A 24,491-nucleotide genomic window follows, 5' to 3' on the forward strand; every position below is an offset into this window, starting at 1 on the left:
TGTAATCCATTCCGTCAGAATCAATTTGCTGTTTTTTTGCGGTATATCATATTGACATGGGTTATTGATTATCTCGTCAAAGAATATGTGCATAATCGCCCCATAGCGTTGTTGAGCGAAGCCTATTTATAATATGCAATAGGTTTCCATTGATTAGGAAGGTTAACCATGGGCTCTGATGGATTAGTCTATTCGGACGAAAAAGAATTACAGCTATCTTCCTGTTGCTGGGACTATGGTCGGGTCGATCGCGTGCGAGTCAGCGGCCCCCATCAGGCGCGTCTGGTTCGTCCGGCGCACACGCTAATCGTCTATGACGGTTACCACTCGGCCGATGGCAACACCACCATCAACGGGGATGTCTGGTTTGACCAAAAACGCACGCCGGCAACCCGAGTGATAGGCCAGGTTGCCGATATCATTCCATCCGGATGCGATTTTGACGCCATCAGCTATGCCGAAGGTACCCTGAGTTATACGGCAATCTCCATTTCCCCGCGGCTGATTGAACAAATGCCGGGTGGGAAGGCCGGCCTGATTATCGAACCCGGAGCAAATCTGCGTAATCCGCTACTTAAACAACTGTGTCTTGGCCTGCAGGAAAGTGACAGCGAGTTGCATGCTTCATCACTGATGATGGCGATGCTGGCAGAAGCGGCGCGTTATCAGCACGCGGCAACGCCTGATGGGTTACACCGGGAAACGCTTTCCCGGCCAGTGCGCGAACGGTTGGCCAGTTATATCGAGGACAGTCTGGGGGAGAATATTACCTTGCAGGCGATGGCGCAGATTGCCGAACTGAGCATCTTTCATTTTTCGCGTGCTTTCCGGCAACACTTTGGTTTACCGCCCTATCAATACGTCTTATCGCGGCGCCTGGAACGGGCCAGGCAGCAAGTGACCCAAACGACGCTCACGCTGACCGCCATCGCGCTGCAATGCGGATTTAGTTCACCGGGGCAATTCAGTACCCAATTTCGTCGCTATTTTGGCCTGACGCCGTCCGCCATGCGGCTGACTCTCGGGAGATAGCGGCTTAGTCTTCGGCTGCCAGCGCCTGGGCACAGGCCCAGGCCGAGCTCCAGGCCCACTGGAAGTTATAGCCCCCCAGCCACCCTGTCACATCCACCACTTCGCCGATAAAGTACAGGCCCGACACCTTGGCGGCCTCCATGGTCTTGGAGGACAACTCTTTGGTGTCGACCCCGCCGAGCGTCACTTCCGCCGTGCGATAGCCTTCGGTGCCGTTCGGCTGTACCCGCCAATTTTGCAATGTTTCGACCAGCGCAGCCTGCTGTGTCGGGTTCAACTGCTTCAAGGTAACTTCTGGTAATTGCCCCAGCGTCTGTAAACATTCCACCAGACGCTTTGGCAGGTGCAGCGCCAGGGTGTTTTTCAGGCTTTGATTCGGATGAGCCTGGCGTTGCTCATTGAGGAAGCCCGCCAGATCGAGCGCAGGAAGTAAGTTAACGCTTACAAACTCACCGGGTTGCCAGTAGCTGGAAAGCTGCAATACCGCCGGGCCGGACAGGCCACGGTGGGTGAAAAGCAGGCTCTCACGGAAGCTAACGCCGTTTTCGGCAGTGATCACCGCCGGTACAGAGACTCCAGACAGGGTTTGCAGGTGTTCCAGCAACGGTTTATGCAGCGTGAAAGGCACCAGCGCGGCGCGCGTCGGCAGAACCTTCAGGCCAAACTGCTCCGCCAGCTTGTAGCCGAACGGGGAAGCGCCCAGCCCCGGCATTGACAGACCACCGCTGGCCACCACAAGTGAGCGAGCGCTCACTTTCTCGCCATTCAGCACCAGCTCGAAGCCTTCGTCCGTTTTTTCCACCGCCAGCACTTCGCTGCGCAGACGTGTCGTCACCTGGCCCAGCTCGCACTCTTTAACCAACAGTTCGACCACCTGCTGCGCCGAGTCGTCGCAAAACAGCTGCCCGAGCGTTTTCTCGTGATAGGCAATACCGTGGCGATTGATCAGATCGATAAAATCCCACTGGGTGTAACGCGCCAGTGCAGATTTACAAAAATGCGGGTTATTCGACAGGTAAGCGGCCGGTTCGGTGTACATATTGGTAAAGTTACAGCGTCCGCCGCCGGACATCAGGATTTTGCGGCCCGGTTTTTTGCCGTTGTCGAGCAGCAGCACCCGGCGACCGAGTTGCCCTGCCTGCGCCGCGCAAAACATACCCGCTGCGCCCGCACCTATTACCACGACATCAAACTGTTCCACCTGCGCCTCTCTATAAAAACCACAATCGCGACAAAAGGCCGCCATATTACGCCGAATCGCTACCGGTAACCGGCAACTTTACGGCGGCAGATTGTAAAGCCATGACGCTGACAACGCCATAGTAAGAAAATATTACAACGGACCAGGCAGCATAACGCGCTGATATTTCATATCTTTGTCATGCCATCGCCATCATTTCGTCATGTCCAAATCAAAAAAACGTCATATTTTCCTTTTCCCCGGGCCCGGTTGTCACGGATAATGCGCGGCGTTCATGTCCACAAACTGGCGTAACGCTTATGCTGCATTTGTTCGCTGGCCTGGATTTCCATACCGGCCTGATGTTAATTCTCGCATTGTTGTTCGTGTTGTTTTATGAAGCCATTAATGGTTTTCATGATACGGCCAATGCGGTTGCTACAGTAATTTATACCCGTGCCATGCGCTCGCAACTTGCGGTCGTGATGGCTGGTTTGTTCAACTTTCTTGGCGTGATGCTCGGTGGTTTGAGTGTTGCTTACGCCATTGTTCACCTGTTGCCAACAGATCTGTTGTTGAACGTCAGTTCAGCACACGGATTAGCCATGGTCTTTTCCATGCTGCTGGCGGCTATCATCTGGAACCTCGGCACCTGGTATTTCGGTCTGCCGGCCTCCAGTTCTCATACGCTGATTGGCGCAATTATTGGTGTGGGTTTGACCAACGCACTGATGACCCACACTTCGGTGGTGGATGCGCTTAACGTCCCGAAAATGATTGGTATTTTCCTGTCATTGCTCATCTCGCCACTGGTTGGCATGATGGTCGCCGGGTTGATGGTGTTTGCCTTGCGCCGCTATTGGAGTGGCACCAAGAAACGCCAGCGTATCCACATGACCCCTGCTGAACGTGAAAAGGTCGACGGCAAACGCAAGCCGCCGTTCTGGACCCGTATCGCTCTGATCCTGTCGGCTATCGGCGTTAGCTTCTCGCACGGCGCCAACGACGGCCAGAAAGGTATCGGCTTGATTATGCTGGTGCTGATCGGCGTTGCACCGGCCGGCTTCGTGCTCAATATGAATGCAACCGGTTATGACATCACCCGTACTCGTGATGCCGTGGCCCACCTGCAGCAATATTATGAGCAGCACAGCGATGCCCTGTCGCACGTGGTCGCTCTCACTCCGTTGGTGCCAAGCCCGGATGAGGACGTCTCGCCGGATAAACCCGTCGAGTTCCACTGTGACAGTGCCCGCGCCATGCCGGCAATTCAGCTTGCCTCCGGGTTGCTGAACAATCTGCAAAGTTACGATCAACTGTCGGTAGATCAGCGCAGCCACCTGCGCCGCCTGCTGATGTGCGTAACAGACACCGCAGACAAGATTGCCAAGCTGCCGGAAACCTCAAGCCAGGACCAACGTTTCCTGAAAAACCTGCGTCAGGATCTGCTGCAAACCGTTGAGTATGCACCGATCTGGATTATCGTCGCGGTTGCTCTGGCGTTGTCACTCGGCACCATGGTCGGCTGGCAGCGTGTAGCCACCACCATTGGCGAGAAGATCGGTAAGAAGGGCATGACCTACGCTCAGGGCGTGTCGGCTCAGATGACCGCAGCCTTGTCGATTGGTGTCGCCAGTTATACCGGTATGCCGGTTTCCACCACCCACGTGCTTTCTTCGGCAGTAGCCGGGACCATGATCGTGGACGGCGGCGGCGTACAAAGCAAAACCGTGAAGAATATCCTGTTGGCCTGGTTGTTGACCCTGCCGATTTCGATTCTGCTTTCCGGTTCGCTGTACTGGTTGGCGCTTAAGGTGATCTAAGCAGTTTGCTCCATATGAAAGGCGGCCTAAATGGCCGCCTTTTCTTTATCTGTTGCAGGGCAAACAGGCCGGGCTTAATACCAGATCATCAACGCCAGCAGGCTGATCACCACCAGCCCGCACAGGGCGGAAGTCAGCATAAACTGCCCGCGCACCCGTTCGCAGCGGCGGATAAACTCCGGATCGTGATGCTCGATATAGCGCTGTGAGAAGATATAACGCACCAGCCGTATCTGCTTGCTCGGCTGACCATGGGCGGTAAAGAAACCACCACCGTCAACATATTGGTACAGCAGCGGGTCACAGCCGCGCAAAACTACCAACAGCGCGCGCAGAGAAGAGTAATACCGCACCATGTTTAACACACACACCACACACAGAGCCCAAAACAGCGCGACGGTACTGATCATGATTGCCTCCTCAAGGCGTTGTAATCCACGGCGCTCCGCCGGGTCCAACTGCCCTACCTCTATTACCCATTACTGCGGGAGCCTACCGCTCCGATCCCCTTGGCACCGCACAGGCCGCGCATAACCCACCGCCACTGAAAGCAAACCCTCGCCACGCAGAGACTCAACGCAGGGTTTCACTCAGTGGAGTAATGATAAGGCCCATATTCATTATTGTAGGTTAATGAAACGCAAACTGGCCTGAGCAGTAGATAAAATTTACCGCATCCCGCCGATTTGTCAGCGACTCATTAGTTATAACTGATTACCGCGCTGAATAGCCCACCGGGGCTTTTCTCCTGTCCGATGGGACATTTGGGACTATACTCTGTTTAAGAATGCTTATATTTCAAGCGGTCAACACGCCAATAGCACCACGAGCGATAGGATTTTCCGGCTGGCGGGTGTAAAACTGACCGGATTGAAATAAAGAGATTTTTTGATGCGATGCAGTGTGATCGCCTCAACATATCATTGCGTTAACTGAATGATAAAATGAAACCTAAAGCGCCAGGCTGGTACGCTGAATGCCTGCTAACCTTTTAATCGGCATTATATGGAAGGAGTATTCTCATGGCTTACAAACACATTCTGATCGCGGTAGACCTGTCCCCGGAAAGTAAAATCCTGGTGGAGAAAGCCGTATCTATGGCGCGTCCGTACAACGCCAAAGTTTCCCTGATCCACGTAGATGTTAACTATTCCGACCTGTATACCGGCCTGATCGACGTTAATCTCGGCGATATGCAAAAACGTATCTCGGAAGAAACCCACCATGCCCTGACCGAGCTGTCACAAAATGCCGGTTATCCGATTACCGAAACCCTCAGTGGCAGCGGCGATTTGGCGCAGGTGCTGGTCGACGCCATCAAGAAGTACGATATGGACCTGGTTCTGTGCGGCCACCACCAGGATTTCTGGAGCAAGTTGATGTCCTCCGCGCGTCAGTTGATCAACACCGTGCACATCGACATGCTGATCGTGCCACTGCGCGATGAAGACGAAAAAGCTGAAGACTAAGTAAGCGCCCACTAACTAAATTCCCCAACGCCCGCTGCTGCGGGCGTTTTTCATTCTGCCGCCATCATTAATCGCTTGATAATCAACCGCCCTCCGATGATATAGTCGCTAAAGACACAACATCATTCCCCACGCTTTACCTAAACCTATAGCTATAAAAATGGTGGGGGAAATTCAATGCTACAAGGAGTTATCCATGGAATCGGTAGAATCATTTTTGTCCTCACTACAACAGCATAATCCTCATCAGCCGGAGTTTCTGCAGGCGGTTAGAGAAGTTTTCACCTCGCTGTGGCCGTTTATCGAGCGTAACCCGCGCTACCGTGAATATGCCCTGCTGGAACGCCTGGTGGAACCGGAACGCACCATCCAGTTCCGTGTCAGTTGGGTCGACGATCGTGGCCAGGTGCAGGTTAACCGCGCCTGGCGCGTGCAGTTCAACTCCGCGATTGGGCCTTATAAAGGCGGCATGCGTTTTCATCCGTCGGTCAATTTGTCGATTCTGAAATTCCTCGGCTTCGAGCAGACCTTCAAGAATGCGCTGACTACGCTGCCAATGGGCGGCGGCAAAGGCGGTTCGGACTTTGATCCGAAAGGCAAAAGCCAGGCGGAGATCATGCGTTTCTGCCAGTCGCTGATGACCGAGCTGTACCGCCATCTGGGGCCAGACACCGACGTGCCTGCCGGGGATATTGGCGTTGGCGGCCGTGAGGTCGGCTTTATGAGCGGCATGATGAAGAAGCTGTCCAACAACACCGCCTGCGTGTTTACCGGCAAGGGTCTGTCATTCGGCGGCAGTCTGATCCGCCCCGAAGCCACCGGCTATGGCCTGGTGTACTTCACCGATGCCATGCTGCAACGTCACGGGTTGGGTTTTGAAGGCATGCGGGTGGCGGTTTCCGGGTCAGGTAACGTGGCGCAGTACACCATTGAAAAGGCGCTGGAACTGGATGCACGGGTGATCACCGTCTCTGACTCTGGCGGTACGCTGGTCGATGAGGCAGGCTTCACCACCGAAAAACTGGCCCATTTGGCAGAGATCAAAAACCAGCGTTATGGCCGGGTAGAAGACTATGCCCGTGAACGCGGCCTGACCTATCTGGCCGGCCAGCAGCCCTGGAGCGTCCCGGTAGATATCGCCCTGCCGTGCGCCACCCAAAACGAGCTGGATCTGGAAGCGGCACAAACGCTGATCCGCAACGGGGTCAAAGCCGTGGCCGAAGGCGCCAATATGCCAACCACCATTCAGGCGACCGATGCGTTCCTGGATGCCGGCGTGCTGTTCGCGCCGGGCAAGGCCGCCAACGCCGGTGGGGTGGCAACCTCCGGGCTGGAGATGGCGCAGAATGCCGCGCGCATCGGCTGGCGAGCGGAAAAGGTGGATGTACGTTTACAACATATCATGGCGGATATTCATCAAGCCTGCGTGGAATACGGCGGTGAGGGCAAGCAAACCCACTACGTACAGGGTGCTAATATCGCTGGATTCGTCAAGGTTGCCGACGCCATGCTGGCACAGGGCGTGCTGTAACCGCCGCATAAGGTGATCTTGTTCACACATCGATCAAATGCTTCCATGCCGGCGCTCAAGCCGGCATTTTTTCCGCCGAAAACCCTCGTCCTTCCATTCTTACTGTTTATGTATTGTTAATAACTATGATTTATTATGTTAATTTAATGACGTTTTTAGGTGGTAAAATTACCACCACCGAATTATTCAACATTTAATTAACATTAAAACCGTCGTAATTTTACTTCAATGTGCACAGATCACAATTTCTCTACTCTCGTTACGCTCCCTCTTCCTTTCCTTTGTAATCTGCTCAGGTGGAAAAACAACCACCCCTACAGATAAAAAAGGTACAGCGAAATGAAATTTAACCTCGCATTATTAAATGCATGTGTGGTTTCTGCGTGCATGTTATCGACAACACCTGTTCTGGCTGCTGAAAAGTACGAAATTGCCGTGGTCGCTAAAGTGACCGGCATTCCCTGGTTCAACCGTATGGAAGTCGGCGTCAACGAAGCGGCGAAAAAGCTCGACGTTAATGCCTATCAGACCGGGCCTGCGACCCCAGATCCCGCGGCACAGGTCAAAGTGATTGAAGACCTGATCGCCAAGAACGTTAACGCCATCATCGTGGTGCCGAACGACGCCAAGGTGCTGGAGCCAGTGCTGAAGAAGGCGCGTGATAAAGGCATCGTGGTGCTGACCCATGAATCGCCGGACCAGCAGATTGGTCAGTGGGACATCGAAACCATCGACAGCGAGAAGTATGCGCAGGCCAACGTCGATGAACTGGCAAAAGACATGGGCGGCAAAGGTGGCTATGCCATTTACGTTGGCTCGCTGACCGTGCCGTTGCATAACGCCTGGGCGGATTCCGCCATCAAGTACCAGAAAGCCAAATATCCGGATATGTTCGAAGTGACGTCACGTCTGCCGGTGGCCGAAAGCATTGATAAATCCTACGCCACCACGCTGGATTTGATGAAAACCTACCCGCAGATGAAAGGCATTATCGGTTTTGGCTCCCTCGGCCCGATTGGTGCCGGTCAGGCGGTCGCCAAGAAACGCGCCAAGGACAAGATTGCCGTGGTGGGTATAGCCATGCCGGCGCAGGCCGCCCCTTACCTGATGCGCGGCGACATCAAGAAAGCGCTGCTGTGGGATCCGAAAGACGCCGGCTACGCGCTGGTGACGGTGGCCGATCAGCTCTTGCAGGGCAAAGAAGTGACCAAAGACTTGTCGATCGAAGGTTTGGGTAAGGCCGACGTCGATATGGATAAGAAAGTGATTCGGTTTAATAAAATTCTTGAAGTGACCAAAGATAATGCCAAATCGCTAGGCTTCTAACCTTAAGTAATATTGCTCCACACCGGGAAAATCATTAAATAACGTCGGCGCGCAGCTTACCGCGCCCCGACGATAATAAAAACCTGCACAGGTTACAGCTATGACCACATCCACCGCATTTATCAGCCTGGAAAATATCAGTAAAAAGTTTCCGGGCGTGCTGGCACTGGACCAGATCAACCTGACGCTGAATATTGGCGAAGTGCACTGCCTGGCCGGACAAAATGGCTGTGGCAAAAGCACCATAATTAAAATTATTTCCGGCGTTTATCAGCCGGAAAAAGGCGCCAATATTTCGCTGGAAGGCAAACTCTTTCATTCACTGACGCCGCAGCTGTCCGGTTATTACGGCATTCAGGTGATTTATCAGGATCTTTCGTTATTCCCCAATCTGACGGTGGCGGAAAATATTGCCATTCACCGCTACCTGCCCGGCGGTCATTTCTGGGTGCGCAAACGGGTGATGCGTCAGACGGCGCTGGCTGCCATGGCGCGCGTCGGCGTGCATATCGATCCCGACAAGAAAGTCGAAAAACTGTCGATTGCCGATCGCCAACTGGTGGCGATTTGTCGCGCCATCGCTGCCGAAGCGCGGCTGGTGATTATGGATGAACCTACCGCCTCGCTGACGCGTCAGGAGGTCGACGGCCTGCTGCGGGTGGTTAACGAACTGAAAGCGGCCGGCATCTGCGTGGTGTTTGTCAGCCACCGGCTGGACGAGGTGATGGAAGTCGCCGACCGTATCAGCGTGATGCGCGACGGCAAACTGGTCGGTACTTACCCGGCAAGTGAACTCGACAGCCATGAGCTGGCGTTCCTGATGACCGGCCAACGCTTCCACTACAGCCAGTTACCCCCACGGCCCGCAGCCGAGAGTGCGCCGCTGCTCGAAGTGCGCAATCTCAGCCGACGCGGTAAATATCAGGACATCAATCTTTCACTGCACGGCGGCGAGATCGTCTCGATCCTCGGCTTGCTGGGCGCAGGCCGCACCGAGCTGTGCCTCAGCCTGTTCGGCATGACCCATCCGGACAGCGGCGAAATCAGGATCGACGGCCAGCCAGTGCGGCTACATAACAACCGCGAAGCGGTGCGCCAGGGTATCGGCTATGTGTCGGAAGATCGTCTAACGCAGGGGTTGATCATGGAGCAGTCGATCTACGACAACACCATTGTCACGGTGTTTGATCAACTGCATACCTCGCTCGGGCTACTGGATCACGCCAAAGCGACCGCGTTGGTGAACCGATTGATCCACGATCTGAACATTAAGGTTTCCGACAGCGCGCTACCGGTCAAAACCCTGTCCGGCGGCAACGCGCAGCGCATCGCTATCGCCAAGTGGGTGGCCACGCAGCCGAAGATCCTGATCCTCGACTCGCCGACCGTCGGGGTAGATATCGCCAACAAAGAGGGGATCTACCAGATCGCCAAAGATCTGGCGGCGCTAGGCATGGCGGTGCTGATGATCTGCGACGAGATCCCGGAAGCCTATTACAACAGCCATCGGGTGTTGGTGATGCGCAAGGGCGAGCTGATCGCCGAGTTTTCGCCGCACCAGAGTACCGAACAACAGATCGCCGAGGTGGTGAATGGATAAGTCATTACTGGCCCGCCTGGCCGGGCGGCACGAGTTTTACCTTGGCCTGCTGGTGTTGTTGCTGGCCATCGGCCTGAGCGTTAGCACCAGCGAGTTTCTGACGCTGGGCAACCTGACCGACGTCACCACCAGCTATGCCATTCTCGGCATTCTTGCCTGCGGCCTGTTCGTGGTGCTGATTGCCGGTGGCATCGACATTTCGTTCCCGGCGATCACCGCTATCGCCCAGTACGTGATGGCCAGTTGGGTGATCCAGCACGGCGGCGGTTTCCCGCTGGCGTTCGCTCTGGCGATAGGCGTCGGCCTGCTGCTCGGGCTGGTGAACGGTTTTCTGGTCTACTGGCTGAAAGTACCGGCAATCATCATCACCATCGCCACGCTGAACCTGTTCTACGGCCTGCTGGTGTACGCCACCAACGGCACCTGGCTGTACGGTTTCCCCGACTGGTTTATGGACGGCATCAGTTGGTTCTCGTTCCAGGGCGCCGACGGCTACGACTACGGCCTGACGCTGCCGCTATTGTGCCTGCTGGCGGTGATTATCGTCACCGGCGTGCTGATGAACTTCACCCGTCTTGGCCGCCAGATTTTCGCCATGGGCGGCAACCGCGATGCGGCATCGCGTCTGGGGTTGAACCTGCTGCGTCTGCACTTCTACGTTTACGGTTACATGGGCATTCTGGCGGGTATCGCCGCCGTGGTGCAGGCGCAGATCACCCAGTCGGTAGCGCCCAACTCCCTGCTCGGCTTCGAACTGACGGTGCTGGCGGCGGTGGTACTGGGCGGCACCAGCATGACCGGCGGCCGCGGCTCGCTGACCGGTACGCTGCTGGGCGTAGTGCTGCTGGCGTTCCTGCAGAACGGTCTGACGCTGCTCAGCGTATCGGCCTATTGGCACCAGGTGTTCAGCGGCGCGATCATTTTGATCAGCATCAGCAGCACTGCCTGGAATGAAAAACGCAAGCTGGCCAAGGAGCTATGAGATGACCCAGTTAACCCGCCTGATCCCAAGCGATCGGATCATCCGCCTGCAAAGCGCGATCATTATCGTCGTGGCGCTGCTGTTCGCCGGGCTGCTTGGATCGCGCTTCTTCAGCCTGGGTAATTTCCAGTCGATCGCCTCGCAGTTGCCGATCCTCGGCATGTTGGCGCTCGGCATGGGCATTACCATGCTGACCGGCGGTATCAACCTGTCGATTATCGCCGGGGCCAACGCCTGCTCGCTGGTGATGGCGGCAATTATCGTCAGCCACCCGGACCAACCGCTGTTTCTGGTACTGGCGCTGCTGGCCGGATTGCTGGTCGCCGTCGCCATTGGCGCGCTTAACGGCGTGCTGGTCGCCTGGGTCGGCGTTTCGCCGATCCTTGCCTCTCTCGGCACCATGACGCTGATCACCGGCCTGAATATTCTGTTGTCCAACGGCGCGGTGATCTCCGGCTTCCCGGCGGCGATTCAGTATCTCGGCAACGGCAGCCTGCTCGGCATTCCGGTGGCGCTGCTGCTGTTCCTGCTGGTCGCCGTGGGCCTGTGGCTGTTGCTGGAGCACACCACGCTGGGGCGCAGCCTGTATTTAATCGGCTCCAACGAGCAGGCTACCCGTTTCAGCGGGGTGAACACCGCCCGGGTGCAAATCGCGGTGTATGTGCTGTCCGCCCTGCTCGGCTGGGGTGCGGCGTTGCTGATGATGGCCAAGTTCAACTCGGCCAAGGCCGGCTACGGCGAATCCTATTTGCTGGTGACCATTCTGGCCTCGGTGCTGGGTGGGATTAACCCGGACGGCGGGTTTGGCCGGGTGCTTGGCCTGGTGCTGGCACTGATTGTGCTGCAAATGCTGGAAAGCGGCCTCAACCTGCTGGGCGTCAGCAGCTATCTGACCATGGCCCTGTGGGGTGCGGTGTTGATCTTGTTTATCGCGTTACAGAATCGAAAAGCCTAGGAGAAAAATAATGGCGAGCTATTTTATTGGCGTAGATGTAGGCACCGGAAGTGCGCGCGCTGGGGTATTCGATCTCAACGGCCATATGGTCGGGCAGGCCAGCCGGGCTATCGACCTGTATCGTCCAAAGGCAGACTTTGTTGAACAGTCCTCGGACAATATCTGGCAGGCGGTGTGCAACGCGGTGCGCGATGCGGTTAATCAGGCCGATATCAACCCGATTCAGGTCAAGGGGCTGGGTTTCGACGCAACCTGCTCGCTGGTGGTGCTGGACAAAGAGGGGAAGCCGCTGACCATCAGCCCTTCCGGCCGTACCGAACAGAACATTATCGTGTGGATGGATCACCGGGCCATCACCCAGGCCGAGCGTATTAACGCCACCAAACACCGGGTGCTGGATTTCGTCGGCGGCATCATCTCGCCGGAGATGCAGACCCCTAAAATGCTGTGGCTCAAGCAGCATATGCCGACCACCTGGGCCAACGCCGGTTACCTGTTTGATCTGCCGGACTTCCTCACCTGGCGCGCCACGCAGGACGCCACCCGTTCGCTGTGTTCGACGGTGTGCAAATGGACTTATCTCGGCCATGAACAGCGCTGGGACAAAAGCTATTTCAAACAGATTGGGCTGGAAGACGTACTGGAACACGATGCCGCCAAAATTGGCAGCGACGTCAAAATGATGGGTGAACCGCTGGGCCACGGCCTGACCCAGCGCGCCGCCAGTGAGATGGGGTTGATTGCCGGCACCGCGGTCAGCGTGTCGATCATTGATGCCCACGCCGGTACTCTCGGCACGCTGGGGGCTACCGGGGCTTCCGGTGAAGTGGCAGACTTTAATCGCCGTGTCGCACTGATCGGCGGCACCTCGACCGGGCATATGGCGATGTCGCGCACTGCACGTTTTATCCCCGGCGTGTGGGGGCCTTATTACTCGGCCATTCTGCCGGAATACTGGCTGAACGAAGGCGGCCAGTCCGCCACCGGCGCGCTGATTGACCACATCATCCAGTCACATCCTTGCTATCAGGAGCTGCTGGCGCAGGCAAAAACTCAGGGGCAGACCATCTATGAGGTGCTGAACGCCCTGCTGCGTCGGATGGCGGGCGAGCCGGAGGATATTGCCTACCTGACCAAAGACATTCATATGCTGCCGTATTTCCACGGCAACCGTTCGCCGCGTGCCAATCCGACGCTAACCGGCACCCTGACCGGGCTGAAGCTGTCACGCACCCCGGAAGACATGGCGTTGCACTATCTGGCCACCATCCAGGCCATCGCCCTCGGTACCCGTCATATTATCGAAACCATGAATCAAAGCGGTTACAGCATCGATACCATCATGGCCAGCGGCGGCGGCACCAAGAACCCGATTTTCGTGCAGGAACATGCCAATGCCACCGGCTGTGCCATGCTGTTGCCGGAAGAGAGCGAGGCGATGCTGCTGGGCGGCGCGATGATGGGCACCGTGGCGGCCGGGGTATTCGACAGCCTGCCGGAAGCGATGAGCGCCATGAGCCGCATCGGCAAAACCGTGACGCCGCAGACCAACAAGATCAAACGCTATTACGATCGTAAATACCGCGTGTTCCATGAGCTGTATAACGACCATATGAAATACCGCCAACTGATGCAGGAGGACGCCTGATGCAGCAGGAATGGCAACGGGCAACGCAGGCCTGGGCAATCTACAGTCGGGAGCTAGCGCAGTTGGGCCAGCGCATCGACCCACAAACCTGGCAACGGCTGTTGACCCTGCTGGCGGAGTGCCAGGGTAAAATTGTGGTCACCGGCGTTGGCACTTCCGGCATCGCGGCACGAAAAATTGCCCATATGCTGGCCTGTGTGGAGCGACCGGCTATTTACCTGAACGCTACCGATGCGGCGCACGGCGATCTGGGTTTTCTGCGCGGTGATGATCTGATGATTCTGATTTCACGCGGCGGCAATTCCGACGAGTTGACCCGCCTGCTGCCGACGCTGCAGGCCAAGGGCGTAACCGTGATTGGCGTGACGGAAAACCCGGATTCGGCGATCGCTCAGGCAGCGCAGCTGACGGTCCGCACCGGGGTTGAAAATGAGATAGATCCGCTGAACATGCTGGCAACGACTTCTATCGTGCTGGTATTGGCGATTTTCGATGCCGCCTGCGCCTGTCTGATGGAGCGCAGTGGCTACGACAAGGAAACGCTGCTGGCGGTACACCCGGGCGGTGACGTCGGCAAGCGTTTACGGCAGGGGAATTAGTGCCGATAGGGCTCAGCATTCACATGCCGAGCCCGTTATCACCCTCAGGCTTTGTTAATCGCCTCGATAATCACCAACTGGTCACTCAAACGCTTTTTCACCAGCGGATCGCTGGCGGCGCTCAACTGTGCCTGCAACGCCGCCTGTTGCTGCTGACGGACCTGCGGTTCGCCGATCAGCAACCCTTTCACGTTGAATGACGCGACATTGCCGTAACGCCCATCTTCACTGGTGGGTACGCTGATTTTGCCGTCGTTCAGCAGTTTTTCGACGATTTTGCGCTCACGTTCGTAGCCTTCCAGCCCGACCAACTGCCAGCGCTGCACCGCCTGCCCCTGATACTGGCCCTTTTTCACCTCGGTCAGATAGCGAATGGTCAGATTGCGGATGGTACCGGCCTCTTCACCGTATTCCACCTTGCTGTCAGACAGCACCGGGAACTGCATGCCTTCCAGCGCGCCGCCTTTTTGCGTCAGGTGCCCCATGCGGTAGCTGTTCATTCCCAGACGGATCGGCGTGCTGTCCGTCACCGGCGTGCCGTCGGCCATTTTCAGGTCACGGATGCGCTGCCCGGCCGGTTGGCGCAGGTCGATTTTGTAGGTCACGCCATCGAAGAAATCATTGGTGGAATATTTGGACGCGCGACGCTGCGGGTTAAAACTGTAGGTCACGTCGCCGTCATGCAGCTGATTGAAGTAGCCCGCCGACCATTCCATATACTTCTTCAATTCTTTGCCGCTGAGCTGATAAACGGTGATCTCACCACCGGCATATTGGTAGTTGAAAGCAATGTCCTTGGCTGTGATGGTACCGACGTTCAGCTTCGGGCGGTCGTTATCAATCTGCAACGCGATCACCTGCGCCTGCGGTGCATAGTAATGCCCGGCTTCCTGATACAGCTTGCTGATACCGGTATCCTGCACGTGCACCTGCGGAATGCCCTTCACCGCATCCGGCGGTACCAGATCCTGGCCGCTGAGCTGAGCAATCGGTCGGTTGGCGTTAGCGCGCAAAATCTTGTGGTACGGCTGATAAATCTCTTCGAGTTTTTTATCCGAGGCGATGCCTTTAATCGGGTAGGTGTAACTGTCTTTGTTGATCAGCACGTACTTGCCGTTGTGCTGCTCAAACTGCAGATCGATGCGTGACAGCGCGCGGCCATATTTGTCCGGTTCGGTGACGATCACGCCGTTAATCACTTCTTTATCGACTTTTACGTGCATATGCCCGGCGACGATCGCCGCCAGTTCCGGGTTGGCCCTGGCAATATCGCCCACGCCAGTACCCGGCCGCTGGTTCTCGTTGTCGATCCCCATGTGTGCCACCAGCACGATGGCGTCCACTTGCCCCTGGATCTGCTGGATCACCTGCTTCACCGCCTCGACCGGGTTGGTAAAGTTCAGCCCTTTCACCCGATCGGTGCCTTTGGCGAATTCGGCAGTCATCGGCGTATCCATGCCGATAATGCCAATTTTCACCCCCTGGCGTTCAATGATTTTATACGCCGGCAGGTAGGGCTTACCGCTGTCCCAGAGAATGTTGCCGGCCAGTGCCGTGCCTTTGAATTGATTGAGTGAAGTGGAAAGCGGTTTGAGGCCGAAGTCGAATTCGTGATTACCCATCACCCAGACGTCATAGTCCAGCGCGTTAAAGCCGAGGATCATCGGGCTGGTTTTGTCGTTCTTAAAGGTCTCGACAAAGTTGCCCTGAATGGTGTCACCGGCATCGACCAGGATCACGTTCGGCTGCTGGGCGCGCACCTGATGCACCTGAGTGGCAATTTGGCTCAGGCTGCCGGCCAGATTGGCGGTGTCGGTAGAATAATCCCAGGGCACAAAGGTGCCGTGCAGATCGGAAGTGCCAAGAATGGTGATATTGACAGGTTCAGAGGCCATCACAGAGGTACCCAGGCAAAGCAAAACGGCAAGGAGTGTCTTCTTCATTATCATCTAATTATAGGAGTGGAAATGAACAGGAATCATGCGATCTGGTCGGCATATTTGCCAGTGGGATTTCAAGCGGATTCAGAGAATTGGGAGGTAGATCAGATTGAACCGCGAACTCAGCACTCTGAGCCCGCGGGCATAAATATTTACACGGGCATGTAGATATCGAAACGGTGACTTTTTGTCGTCGACGCCGCATGCGCCTGTACGTTAGCCAACGGCGGGGCGTAATCCGGGCGTTTCACCACCACGCGCTTGGTCGCCAGACGACGTGCCGGTTCCAGCAGGCCATCTGCGTCATCATCGCTGCCCACCAGCGACTGGAACACCCGCATCTCCTTTTTCACCAACGCACTTTTCTGCTTATGCGGGTACATCGGATCGAGGTACACCACCTCCGGCCGTGGATCAATATCCCCCAACGCCGTCAGGCTGGAGGCATGCAACAGCGTCATGCGCTCACGCAGCCACGGGCCGATTTCCGCATCCTGATAGCCACGCTGCAGGCCGTCATCCAGCAATGCCGCCACCACCGGATTACGCTCCAGCATCCGCACCCGGCAACCCAGAGAGGCCAGCACAAAGGCATCGCGCCCCAGGCCGGCAGTGGCGTCTACCACGTCAGGCCGGTAACTGCCCTTGATGCCAACCGCCTTCGCCACCGCTTCACCGCGCCCGCCGCCAAATTTGCGCCGATGCGCCATGGCGCCAGAGACAAAATCGACGTAGATCGCCCCGAGTTTGGGTTCGTCACGCTTGCGCAGCTCCAGCCTTTCGGGCGTCAATACCAGCGCCATCAGCGCCTCGTCGTCCGAAGTTAACTGCCAGCGCTGCGCCAGAATAGACAAGGCGCCGGGGTCGGCGCCTTCTTCACACAATAAACACACGCTCACCGGTGGGGTTATCCTTTAATGCCGTAATGGCGCAGCATAGCATCCAGCTGCGGCTCACGGCCACGGAAGCGTTTGAACAGTTCCATCGGCTCTTCCGAACCGCCGCGCGACAGGATGTTGTCGAGGAAGGATTTACCGGTTTCGGCGTTGAAAATCCCCTCTTCCTCAAAGCGCGAATAGGCATCGGCCGACAGCACTTCCGCCCACAGGTAGCTGTAGTAGCCCGCCGCGTAGCCGCCAGCGAAGATATGGCTGAAAGCATGTGGGAAACGGCCCCAGCTTGGTGAAGGTACCACCGCCACCATTTTCTTCACTTCCGCCAAGGTTGGCAGGATCTGCGCGCCGCTTGAAGGGTTGTATTCGGCGTGCATGCGGAAGTCGAACAGGCCGAATTCCAACTGACGCAGAATAAACAGCGCCGCCTGGTAATTTTTGGCGGCCAGCAGCTTGTCGAGCATCTCTTTCGGCAGCGGTTCACCGCTCTGATAGTGGCCGGAGATAAACGCCAGCGCTTCCGGCTCCCAGCACCAGTTTTCCATAAACTGGCTTGGCAGTTCGACCGCATCCCATGGCACACCGCTGATGCCGGAAACGCCGGCGGTGTCGATCTGGGTCAGCATATGGTGCAGACCGTGGCCGAACTCGTGGAACAAGGTGGTCACTTCGTTATGGGTGAACAGCGCCGGCTTGTCGCCCAACGGACGGTTAAAGTTACAGGTCAGGTAGGCGACCGGTTTTTGCAGCTCGCCGTTGGCCTTGCGCAGGCTGCCGACGCAGTCGTCCATCCACGCCCCGCCGCGTTTGTTTTCACGCGCATACAGATCAAGGTAGAAGCTGCCGCGCAGCTCGCCGTTGGCGTCGAACAGATCAAAGAAGCGCACCTCTGGATGCCAGGTATCCACATCCTTGCGCTCTTTGGCAGTGATGCCGTAAATGCGTTTGACCACTTCGAACAGCCCTTCCACCACCCGCTGTTCCGGGAAGTACGGGCGCAGTTGCTCGTCGCTGATCGAGAACAGGTGTTGTTTCTGTTTTTCGCCGTAATAGGTAATGTCCCAGGCTTCCAGTTCATCTACGCCGTAATGCTGTTTGGCGAAGGCGCGCAGCTGCGCCAATTCCTGCTCGGCCTGTGGACGGGCGCGTTTGGCCAGATCGCTGAGGAAACCGAGCACCTGCTCCGGGTTTTCCGCCATTTTGGTCGCCAGCGATTTGTCGGCGTAGCTGTCAAAGCCCAGCAGTTGGGCCAGTTCATGGCGCAGCGCCAGCGTTTCCGCCATCACTTCGCTGTTGTCCCACTTACCGGCATTCGGCCCCTGATCGGAAGCGCGGGTAGCGAAGGCGCGATACATCTCTTCACGCAGTGCGCGGTTGTCGCCGTAGGTCAGTACCGGCAGATAGCTCGGCATATCCAGCGTCAGCAGCCAGCCGTCCTGCTCTTTGGCCTGCGCCATCGCCTGAGCCTGGGCCAACGCGCTTTCCGGCAGGCCGCTCAGCTCGGTTTCATTGGTAATCAGCTTGCTCCAACCCATGGTGGCGTCGAGCACGTTGTTGCTGTAGGTAGAACCCAGCTCGGACAGACGCGCGACGATTTCACCATAGCGACGCTGTTTTTCCGGCGACAGGCCGATGCCCGACAGCTCAAAATCACGCAGCGCATTTTCTACCGACTTGCGCTGTGGTGCGGTCAGTTGATTGAAGGCTTCGCCTTCTTTCAGGCTGCGGTACGCCTGATACAAACCTTCGTGTTGCCCAACCCAGGTGCCGTACTCAGACAGCAACGGCAACGCCTGCTCATAGGCGGCACGCAGTTCCGGGCTGTTTTTTACCGAGTTCAAATGCCCCACCGGCGACCAGATGCGCGACAGGCGATCGTCAGACTCCGCCAGCGGCTGACACAGGTTATCCCAGGTGAATGGCCCCGGCTGCGCGACAACGCGCTCTACCGCAGCGCGGCAATCGGCCAATGCGGATTGCACCGCAGGCACGATATCTTCTGGGCGAATGGCGGAAAACGGTGGCAGGGAAAACGGGGTCAGCAACGGATTTGTCATAGGGCAGTCCTGATTAGCGTTGGGGCCCGCCGCAGCGGGCAGGCCTTAAAATGCGTATGAATATCTAACATGGAGCCAAGCGGCAGGAAAATCAATGATCGCGGCTAAGGTATTCCGGTGCGATCTGTTTCAAATCATCAAACACTGACCAAACATGGGCTTTAATCAGTTCCCGCGCGGGTTGCACCTGCCCACTGACGATCAACTGCAGCAGTTGCTGATGTTGTTCTATGGAGCGGCGAATACCTGCCACATTCACCGGTGAACACTGGCGAGCGCGATCCAGATGGGCGCGATTGGCATACAGATTATCCCACAGCGAATCCAGCGTCAGCTGGTCGACCAACCGGTGGTGGAACTCCAGATCAAAACGAAACACGCTGGCGTAGTCCTGCTTGTCAAAAGCGCCAAGCTGGCTATCGATCAGTTTTTGGCAGGCTTTTTCCACCGTTTTACTGATACCGCTTAATGCCAATTGCTCGACGACCGCACCTTCCAGTGCCGCACGGATAAAAGCGTTCTCTTCTACCCGTTTGACTTCTATCAGTTTTACCCGTGTATGCAGGTTCGGCACCATATCGATGAAGTTGTCATGCTTCAACAAAATCAAAGCTTCTCGCAATGGCGTGGGCGATACATTCAATTGATGCGCGAGTTCGTTTTTTTCCAGGATCATTCCCGGCGCAAACTCACCATAAATAATGCGTTCCTTCAGCCAATGGTAAATTTGCATCTTGACGGGTTTTTCCCGATCCAACAGCAGCCGACTCATAACGGATCTCATAAGTGGTATTTCTGAAATAGTATTCTCCCACTGTTTACAAAGCTATAGCCCAGGTAAAAAGGTCGAAATCGCCGGTACCAGCGTCACCAACAGCAATACCGTCAGCAATGCCAGTAACAGCGGCCAGACCTCTTTGATAAAGGCAGAAACCTGGGTACCGGTAATCGAATTGGCAATAAACATAATGGTGCCCATCGGCGGTGTCAGGCTGCCAATCGCCAGATTAAGAATGATCAGAATGCCAAATTGGATCGGATCGATCCCCAGAGCCTTCACCGTTGGCATCAGCAGCGGTACCAACACGATAATTGCCGAATTACCTTCAATAAACATCCCCAGGACCAGTAAAAACAGGTTGAGCGCCAACAGGAACAACAGTGGGTTATCCGACAGTGACGTAATCATCTCCGCGACCGTCTGGGCGGTTCGTTCCCAACTCAATATCCAGGCGAATGCTGAGCAGGCCATGATAATGAGCATAATACCCGCCGTAGAAGCGGCCGTATCCAACAGGGCCTCACCGATATCGGCCACCTTCATTTCACGGGTGAAAAACAGGCCGATGCCAATGGCAAACACCACCGCAATCGCCCCCGCTTCGGTCGGTGTGAAAGCACCGATGCGGATCCCGCCGATAATCACCAGCACCAGAACAAGCGCCGGCATCGCCTGCCACAGCGCTTGCCCAAGCTCGCGACAGTTCGGTGCATCGGTATTACTGGCCTGGTAATTGCGCCGCCGGGAAAGATGGCGAATAGTCAGCATCAGCGCCGCACAGCACAATATTCCCGGCACGATACCCGCCAGAAACATTTTGCCGATCGACACATCAGCCACATAGCCGTAAATAATCAGGGCAATACCCGGCGGGATGATTGGCGTGATCAACGACCCCGCCGCCGTCACCACCGTAGCGAAGGCCTTGCTGTAGCCTTTGCGCGTCATTTCCGGCACCAGCATTTTGCACAGCATGGCGCAGTCCGCCAAACTGGAGGCCGAAAGGCCGCCCATCAAGGTACTGAGTAGCACATTGGCCTGCGCCAGTCCGCCGTAGAATTTGCGCGTCAGTAATTCCGCCAGCGTCAGCATTCTTCGGGTAATACCGGTGTAATTCAACAAATTGCCCAGCAAGATAAAGAAGGGGATCGCAAGCAGCGTGGTGTTCTCACTGGCTCCAACGATCCTTTGTGCTGCAATGAGCGGCGAGGGATCGCCCGCGAGGAAAAACCAACTCAATACCGCCAGGATCACACTGATAAATATCGGTAATCTGCTAATAAAACCCAGCAGTAAAATAATGCAGGAGATCGCTACCGTCATGATGATTCTCCCATGCGTTTGTCGCGGTAACATAGGTTGACGACCAATTGCAGCACCATCAGCAATGACCCCACCGGGATCGCCATATCGATCCAGCGGTAACGAATACCGAGGATCGGGGTGATCTTTTCTCCCGCACCTTCCGCCAGCATCAAACCAAGCCAGGCAAACGACAGCAAGACAACTATGCTCAAGGCATCGTTCCAATAAAGCACCAGCCGGCGGGCACTTGCGGGCAACAGATTGACAAAAACATCAATGCCGACATGCTTGCGCCGCTTCATTGCGCTGACTGCCCCCAGCATGATGGCCCACAGATAGAGCGCTAATTGCAGCTCTTCCACCCAGGGCAACGGCGCATGCACCAGGTAACGCATCACTACCGCCAGTACCGTTACCGCCACAATCGCAGTCAACACCAGGCAGGCGAGAATATCGTCAAGATTAACCAATAACTTTCGGATCATGATTATCACTCCCCCGGTGCGATGCAGCGGAAGTTGTCAAAGAATGGCAGTCAATTATTCTAAATAGCCCTGAAGCTTGTCATATAATCCCGGCGTCCATTCCGGGAATTTCTGATAGGCCGACTTTGACGCCTGCCGGAATAATTCACGGTCAACCTCAATCACCGTCACGCCCGCCGCTTTCATTTTTTCCCGATCTTGCTTATCAGCCTGGATAATTAACCTGGTCATATAATTACCGGCTTCCTCACAGGATAGCGTTAACGCTTTTTTAATCTCATCAGGAAGTTGGCTGTAATATTTCTGACCAATGATCAGTTGGGTGACATTATCAATATGCCCGGTCATGATCAGGTACCTGGCCGGTTCAAAAAGCTTTTGGCCGTACAGTACCGGGATTGGGTTTTCCGCACCGTCGATCACTCCGGTAGTCAACGCGGTATACACTTCGCCCAATGGCATGGGGGTTGGGGTTGCCCCCATCGCCTTGATGGCTTCAATAAAGATACGGCTGTTGGCGACGCGGATTTTTACGCCTTTCAGGTCCGCCGGGGTATGAATGGGTTTGTTCACCACCATCTGGCGGATACCGTACAGCCAGTTAGCCGCCAGGATATGAAACCCTTTGTCGTCCAGTTGGCGTGACAGGTCGGTAAACCAGGGCGTTTTGGTCAAGGTGAAAATATCGTTGTAATCGCGCCCCAGATACGGCCCCATCATAATGCCGAAATCGGGTATATAGTCGGCAAAAAAGGCCCCATCTGCCAGGGTGATCATCGCACTCCCCAGCTTGATTTGCTCCATCACGTCTTTTTTTGATCCTAATGAAGAACTCGGGAACAAAATAAGTTCGCCTTGGCCGTTAGTTTTTTCTTTAAAGAGTTCAGCCCACTTTCTTACCGCCAGATCAAAAGGCTCACCCGGGTTATTTTCATAAGAAACCCGTATAGTATATTTTGCTGAAATTGATTCCGCGCTGAAAACAAGTAAAGAAAATAATGCGCAGGTCAATATGACCCAGCGCTTAAGTTGTCCTTTCATAATAATAATCTCCAGTTCAATTATTCAGGTAACCGACTGCGGATGCTTAAAATAGAATGACCGACTTCACATTGCCTGGCTGATTGAGTTGTTCAAATTGATATTGATCTAATTCAGAGAAAGGTATTTCCCGGGTGCACAGTTTTTCCGGGCTGATTTTTCCCTGCTGCAGTAAAGTGATTACCTTGATGAAGTCTTCGCGATCCGCTGCACGGCTACCGAGCAGTTCCAATTCCCTTTTATGGAAAGCCAGGTCATTGAAGCTCACTTCACCGGTATGCAGGCCGACAAACACCAACGTCCCGCCTGCGGCGATCCGTTCTACCTGACTGTTCATGGAAGCCGGGTTGCCCGTCGCATCAATAATCACCTGTGGGCCATCGCCGTGGGTCAACACCCGCAATTGTTGCTCAAAATCGGCATCTAATGGGTTCAATACGTCGGTAAAACCATATTGCTCGCCAGCAAATGCCTGACGCTGCGGATCGGCTTCTGCCACTATCACTTCGGCCCCCAGGCTACGCCCGATATCCGCAATGCCTAATCCGATAGCTCCCGCCCCCACCACCAACAGGCTCACTCCGTGGGTCACCCCACTGCGCCGTACCGCATGGGCAGCAATGGCATAAGGCTCAATTAACGCTGCCTGAAGATGAGGGATCCCCGTGACCGCCAGCAGAGCATCTTCAGCCACTGTCACATATTCCTGCATCGCTCCGGTTCGATGAATTCCCATCACCGACAAAGAAGTGCAGCAAGTGGTGCGTCCACGCCGACAGGCCGCACACCGCCCACAATGACGATAGGGGATCACCACCACCTGTTGACCGGGTTGATACAGCGCGGCATCTTGCCCGCAGGCCACCACTTCGGCGCTGATTTCATGCCCCAGCACCGCCGGGTACTGCATCATCGGTTGGCGTCCGTGGAAAGCGTGAGTATCCGAACCGCAGACTCCCAAAGCGCACATTTTCAGCAGGACTTCTCCAGTCCCCGGCAGCGGTATTGGCCGCCGCTGTTGGCTCAGTTGGCCCGGTTTGATGCACACTAATACCTTCATTTCAGAAGCCATAGCTCAGCGCCCCCCCGTCCACGGCAAAATCCTGCCCGGTGATGTAACGCGAGGCCTCACTGACCAAAAACCACACCATGGCACCCAGTTCTTCACGCGGATGGCCGTAACGGTGCAGCGGCATCCGGTTAATAATACGTTCCAGCCGCTGCGGATCGGCGACCACCTGCGTCATATTGGTCTGGATCCAACCCGGTGCCACCGAATTGACGCGGATGTTTTCCTGCGCCCATTCCACAGCCAACCCACGGGTCATGCCAGTGACCGCTGCCTTGGTCGAGCAATAGGGCACCACTTCGCTAAAACCCAGATGCGCCGCCATTGAGGAAATATTGACGATACGGCCGATATACGCCGAGCGGGTCAAATGCGGGAAACAAAGTTGCGACAGGAAGAATACGGCATCAACGTTAATCTGGTGAATTTTCCGCCACCAGGCTTCATCAACCTGTTCGGCGCGCACACGCTTGGTAATGCCTGCATTATTAATGAGGAAGTCGATCGCCCCATCAGCCGCGACCCTATCGACTGCGGCCTGTAATTGTTCGCGATCGGTAATATCCACTTGTATATCAACCACTCCGGGGTTCAATGCATAATCAATGCCGGTAGTCTGCGTGGCTTCCAGACTGAAGTTGAATACCCGTGCCCCGGCATCTGCCAGCAAATGAGCAATGCCGCGCCCAATACCGGATGATGCGCCGGTAACAATGCCGGTCCGGCCCTGTAATGAAAAATACTGAGTTAAAACGTCCTGTTTCATCACCCTGTC

21 protein-coding genes are annotated in these 24,491 nt (G+C 55.8%); 10 read left to right on the forward strand and 11 right to left on the reverse strand.

Annotated elements, in window-relative coordinates:
* Positions 1-168: 168 nt before the first annotated feature.
* Positions 169-1,032: a helix-turn-helix domain-containing protein gene (locus tag ACNT1W_RS00935; protein ID WP_115183578.1), complete on the forward strand. Its 864-nt coding sequence runs from the start codon at positions 169-171 to the stop codon at positions 1,030-1,032.
* Positions 1,033-1,036: 4 nt separating this feature from the next.
* Here ACNT1W_RS00935 and ACNT1W_RS00940 read toward each other — a convergent pair whose 3' ends face one another.
* Entirely contained in the window at positions 1,037-2,233 is a 1,197-nt protein-coding gene (locus ACNT1W_RS00940) for an NAD(P)/FAD-dependent oxidoreductase (RefSeq protein WP_115184907.1), read from the reverse strand.
* 299 nt (positions 2,234-2,532) lie between these two features.
* Between ACNT1W_RS00940 and pitA the strand changes: the two genes are divergently transcribed.
* Positions 2,533-4,035 carry an inorganic phosphate transporter PitA gene (gene pitA / locus ACNT1W_RS00945; RefSeq protein WP_115183577.1) on the forward strand — a complete coding sequence of 501 codons (1,503 nt, stop codon included), beginning with the start codon at positions 2,533-2,535 and terminating at the stop codon, positions 4,033-4,035.
* 74 nt (positions 4,036-4,109) lie between these two features.
* Here the strand turns inward: pitA and uspB are convergent, their stop codons facing one another.
* Positions 4,110-4,445, reverse strand: a complete 336-nt coding sequence (gene uspB, locus ACNT1W_RS00950; protein WP_026142575.1) for a universal stress protein UspB — start codon at positions 4,443-4,445, stop codon at positions 4,110-4,112.
* Between the two features lie 612 nt (positions 4,446-5,057).
* Between uspB and uspA the strand changes: the two genes are divergently transcribed.
* The 8 genes from uspA (at position 5,058) to ACNT1W_RS00990 (ending at position 14,145) form a co-directional block, all read left to right on the forward strand.
* Positions 5,058-5,504, forward strand: a complete 447-nt coding sequence (gene uspA / locus ACNT1W_RS00955; protein ID WP_012147365.1) for a universal stress protein UspA — start codon at positions 5,058-5,060, stop codon at positions 5,502-5,504.
* A gap of 196 nt (positions 5,505-5,700) precedes the next feature.
* Entirely contained in the window at positions 5,701-7,035 is a 1,335-nt protein-coding gene (gdhA, locus tag ACNT1W_RS00960) for an NADP-specific glutamate dehydrogenase (protein WP_012147366.1), read from the forward strand.
* 339 nt (positions 7,036-7,374) lie between these two features.
* On the forward strand, positions 7,375-8,361 hold the full coding sequence (locus ACNT1W_RS00965; protein ID WP_012147367.1) for an autoinducer 2 ABC transporter substrate-binding protein: 987 nt from the start codon (positions 7,375-7,377) through the stop codon (positions 8,359-8,361).
* A gap of 100 nt (positions 8,362-8,461) precedes the next feature.
* The gene (locus ACNT1W_RS00970) at positions 8,462-9,961 is read left to right on the forward strand and encodes a sugar ABC transporter ATP-binding protein (protein WP_419246295.1); all 1,500 of its coding nucleotides are present in this window, start codon (positions 8,462-8,464) and stop codon (positions 9,959-9,961) included.
* The gene (locus tag ACNT1W_RS00975; RefSeq protein WP_419246296.1) at positions 9,954-10,943 is read left to right on the forward strand and encodes an ABC transporter permease; all 990 of its coding nucleotides are present in this window, start codon (positions 9,954-9,956) and stop codon (positions 10,941-10,943) included. Before ACNT1W_RS00970 ends, ACNT1W_RS00975 begins: the two co-directional genes overlap by 8 nt.
* Position 10,944: 1 nt before the next feature.
* Complete coding sequence (locus tag ACNT1W_RS00980; protein WP_012147370.1) at positions 10,945-11,898, forward strand: ABC transporter permease; 954 nt, start codon at positions 10,945-10,947, stop codon at positions 11,896-11,898.
* Between the two features lie 10 nt (positions 11,899-11,908).
* The gene (locus ACNT1W_RS00985) at positions 11,909-13,546 is read left to right on the forward strand and encodes an FGGY-family carbohydrate kinase (RefSeq protein ID WP_012147371.1); all 1,638 of its coding nucleotides are present in this window, start codon (positions 11,909-11,911) and stop codon (positions 13,544-13,546) included.
* Positions 13,546-14,145, forward strand: coding sequence for a KpsF/GutQ family sugar-phosphate isomerase (locus tag ACNT1W_RS00990; RefSeq protein ID WP_419246297.1), 600 nt, complete (start codon positions 13,546-13,548; stop codon positions 14,143-14,145). Before ACNT1W_RS00985 ends, ACNT1W_RS00990 begins: the two co-directional genes overlap by 1 nt.
* Positions 14,146-14,189: 44 nt before the next feature.
* Here the strand turns inward: ACNT1W_RS00990 and ACNT1W_RS00995 are convergent, their stop codons facing one another.
* From ACNT1W_RS00995 to ACNT1W_RS01035, 9 genes are all read right to left on the reverse strand, one after another.
* Positions 14,190-16,088 (reverse strand): bifunctional metallophosphatase/5'-nucleotidase, encoded by a 1,899-nt coding sequence (locus ACNT1W_RS00995; protein ID WP_419246298.1) that lies wholly within the window; start codon positions 16,086-16,088, stop codon positions 14,190-14,192.
* A gap of 149 nt (positions 16,089-16,237) precedes the next feature.
* Complete coding sequence (gene rsmJ, locus ACNT1W_RS01000; protein ID WP_017894355.1) at positions 16,238-16,984, reverse strand: 16S rRNA (guanine(1516)-N(2))-methyltransferase RsmJ; 747 nt, start codon at positions 16,982-16,984, stop codon at positions 16,238-16,240.
* Positions 16,985-16,992: 8 nt separating this feature from the next.
* Positions 16,993-19,035 (reverse strand): oligopeptidase A, encoded by a 2,043-nt coding sequence (gene prlC, locus ACNT1W_RS01005; RefSeq protein ID WP_012147375.1) that lies wholly within the window; start codon positions 19,033-19,035, stop codon positions 16,993-16,995.
* 91 nt (positions 19,036-19,126) lie between these two features.
* The gene (locus tag ACNT1W_RS01010) at positions 19,127-19,819 is read right to left on the reverse strand and encodes an FCD domain-containing protein (RefSeq protein WP_012147376.1); all 693 of its coding nucleotides are present in this window, start codon (positions 19,817-19,819) and stop codon (positions 19,127-19,129) included.
* A 42-nt stretch (positions 19,820-19,861) separates the two neighbouring features.
* Positions 19,862-21,139 (reverse strand): TRAP transporter large permease, encoded by a 1,278-nt coding sequence (locus ACNT1W_RS01015; protein ID WP_419246299.1) that lies wholly within the window; start codon positions 21,137-21,139, stop codon positions 19,862-19,864.
* Positions 21,136-21,606: a TRAP transporter small permease gene (locus tag ACNT1W_RS01020; RefSeq protein ID WP_017894359.1), complete on the reverse strand. Its 471-nt coding sequence runs from the start codon at positions 21,604-21,606 to the stop codon at positions 21,136-21,138. Before ACNT1W_RS01020 ends, ACNT1W_RS01015 begins: the two co-directional genes overlap by 4 nt.
* A 54-nt stretch (positions 21,607-21,660) precedes the next feature.
* On the reverse strand, positions 21,661-22,647 hold the full coding sequence (locus tag ACNT1W_RS01025; protein WP_017894360.1) for a C4-dicarboxylate TRAP transporter substrate-binding protein: 987 nt from the start codon (positions 22,645-22,647) through the stop codon (positions 21,661-21,663).
* A gap of 46 nt (positions 22,648-22,693) precedes the next feature.
* Positions 22,694-23,719, reverse strand: a complete 1,026-nt coding sequence (locus ACNT1W_RS01030) for a zinc-binding alcohol dehydrogenase family protein (protein WP_419246300.1) — start codon at positions 23,717-23,719, stop codon at positions 22,694-22,696.
* Positions 23,709-24,482 (reverse strand): SDR family NAD(P)-dependent oxidoreductase, encoded by a 774-nt coding sequence (locus ACNT1W_RS01035; protein WP_017894362.1) that lies wholly within the window; start codon positions 24,480-24,482, stop codon positions 23,709-23,711. Before ACNT1W_RS01035 ends, ACNT1W_RS01030 begins: the two co-directional genes overlap by 11 nt.
* Positions 24,483-24,491 lie beyond the last annotated feature (9 nt).

Source organism: Serratia sp. NFX21 (assembly GCF_048517035.1).
In the GTDB taxonomy this organism is placed as follows: Bacteria; Pseudomonadota; Gammaproteobacteria; order Enterobacterales; family Enterobacteriaceae; genus Serratia; species Serratia quinivorans.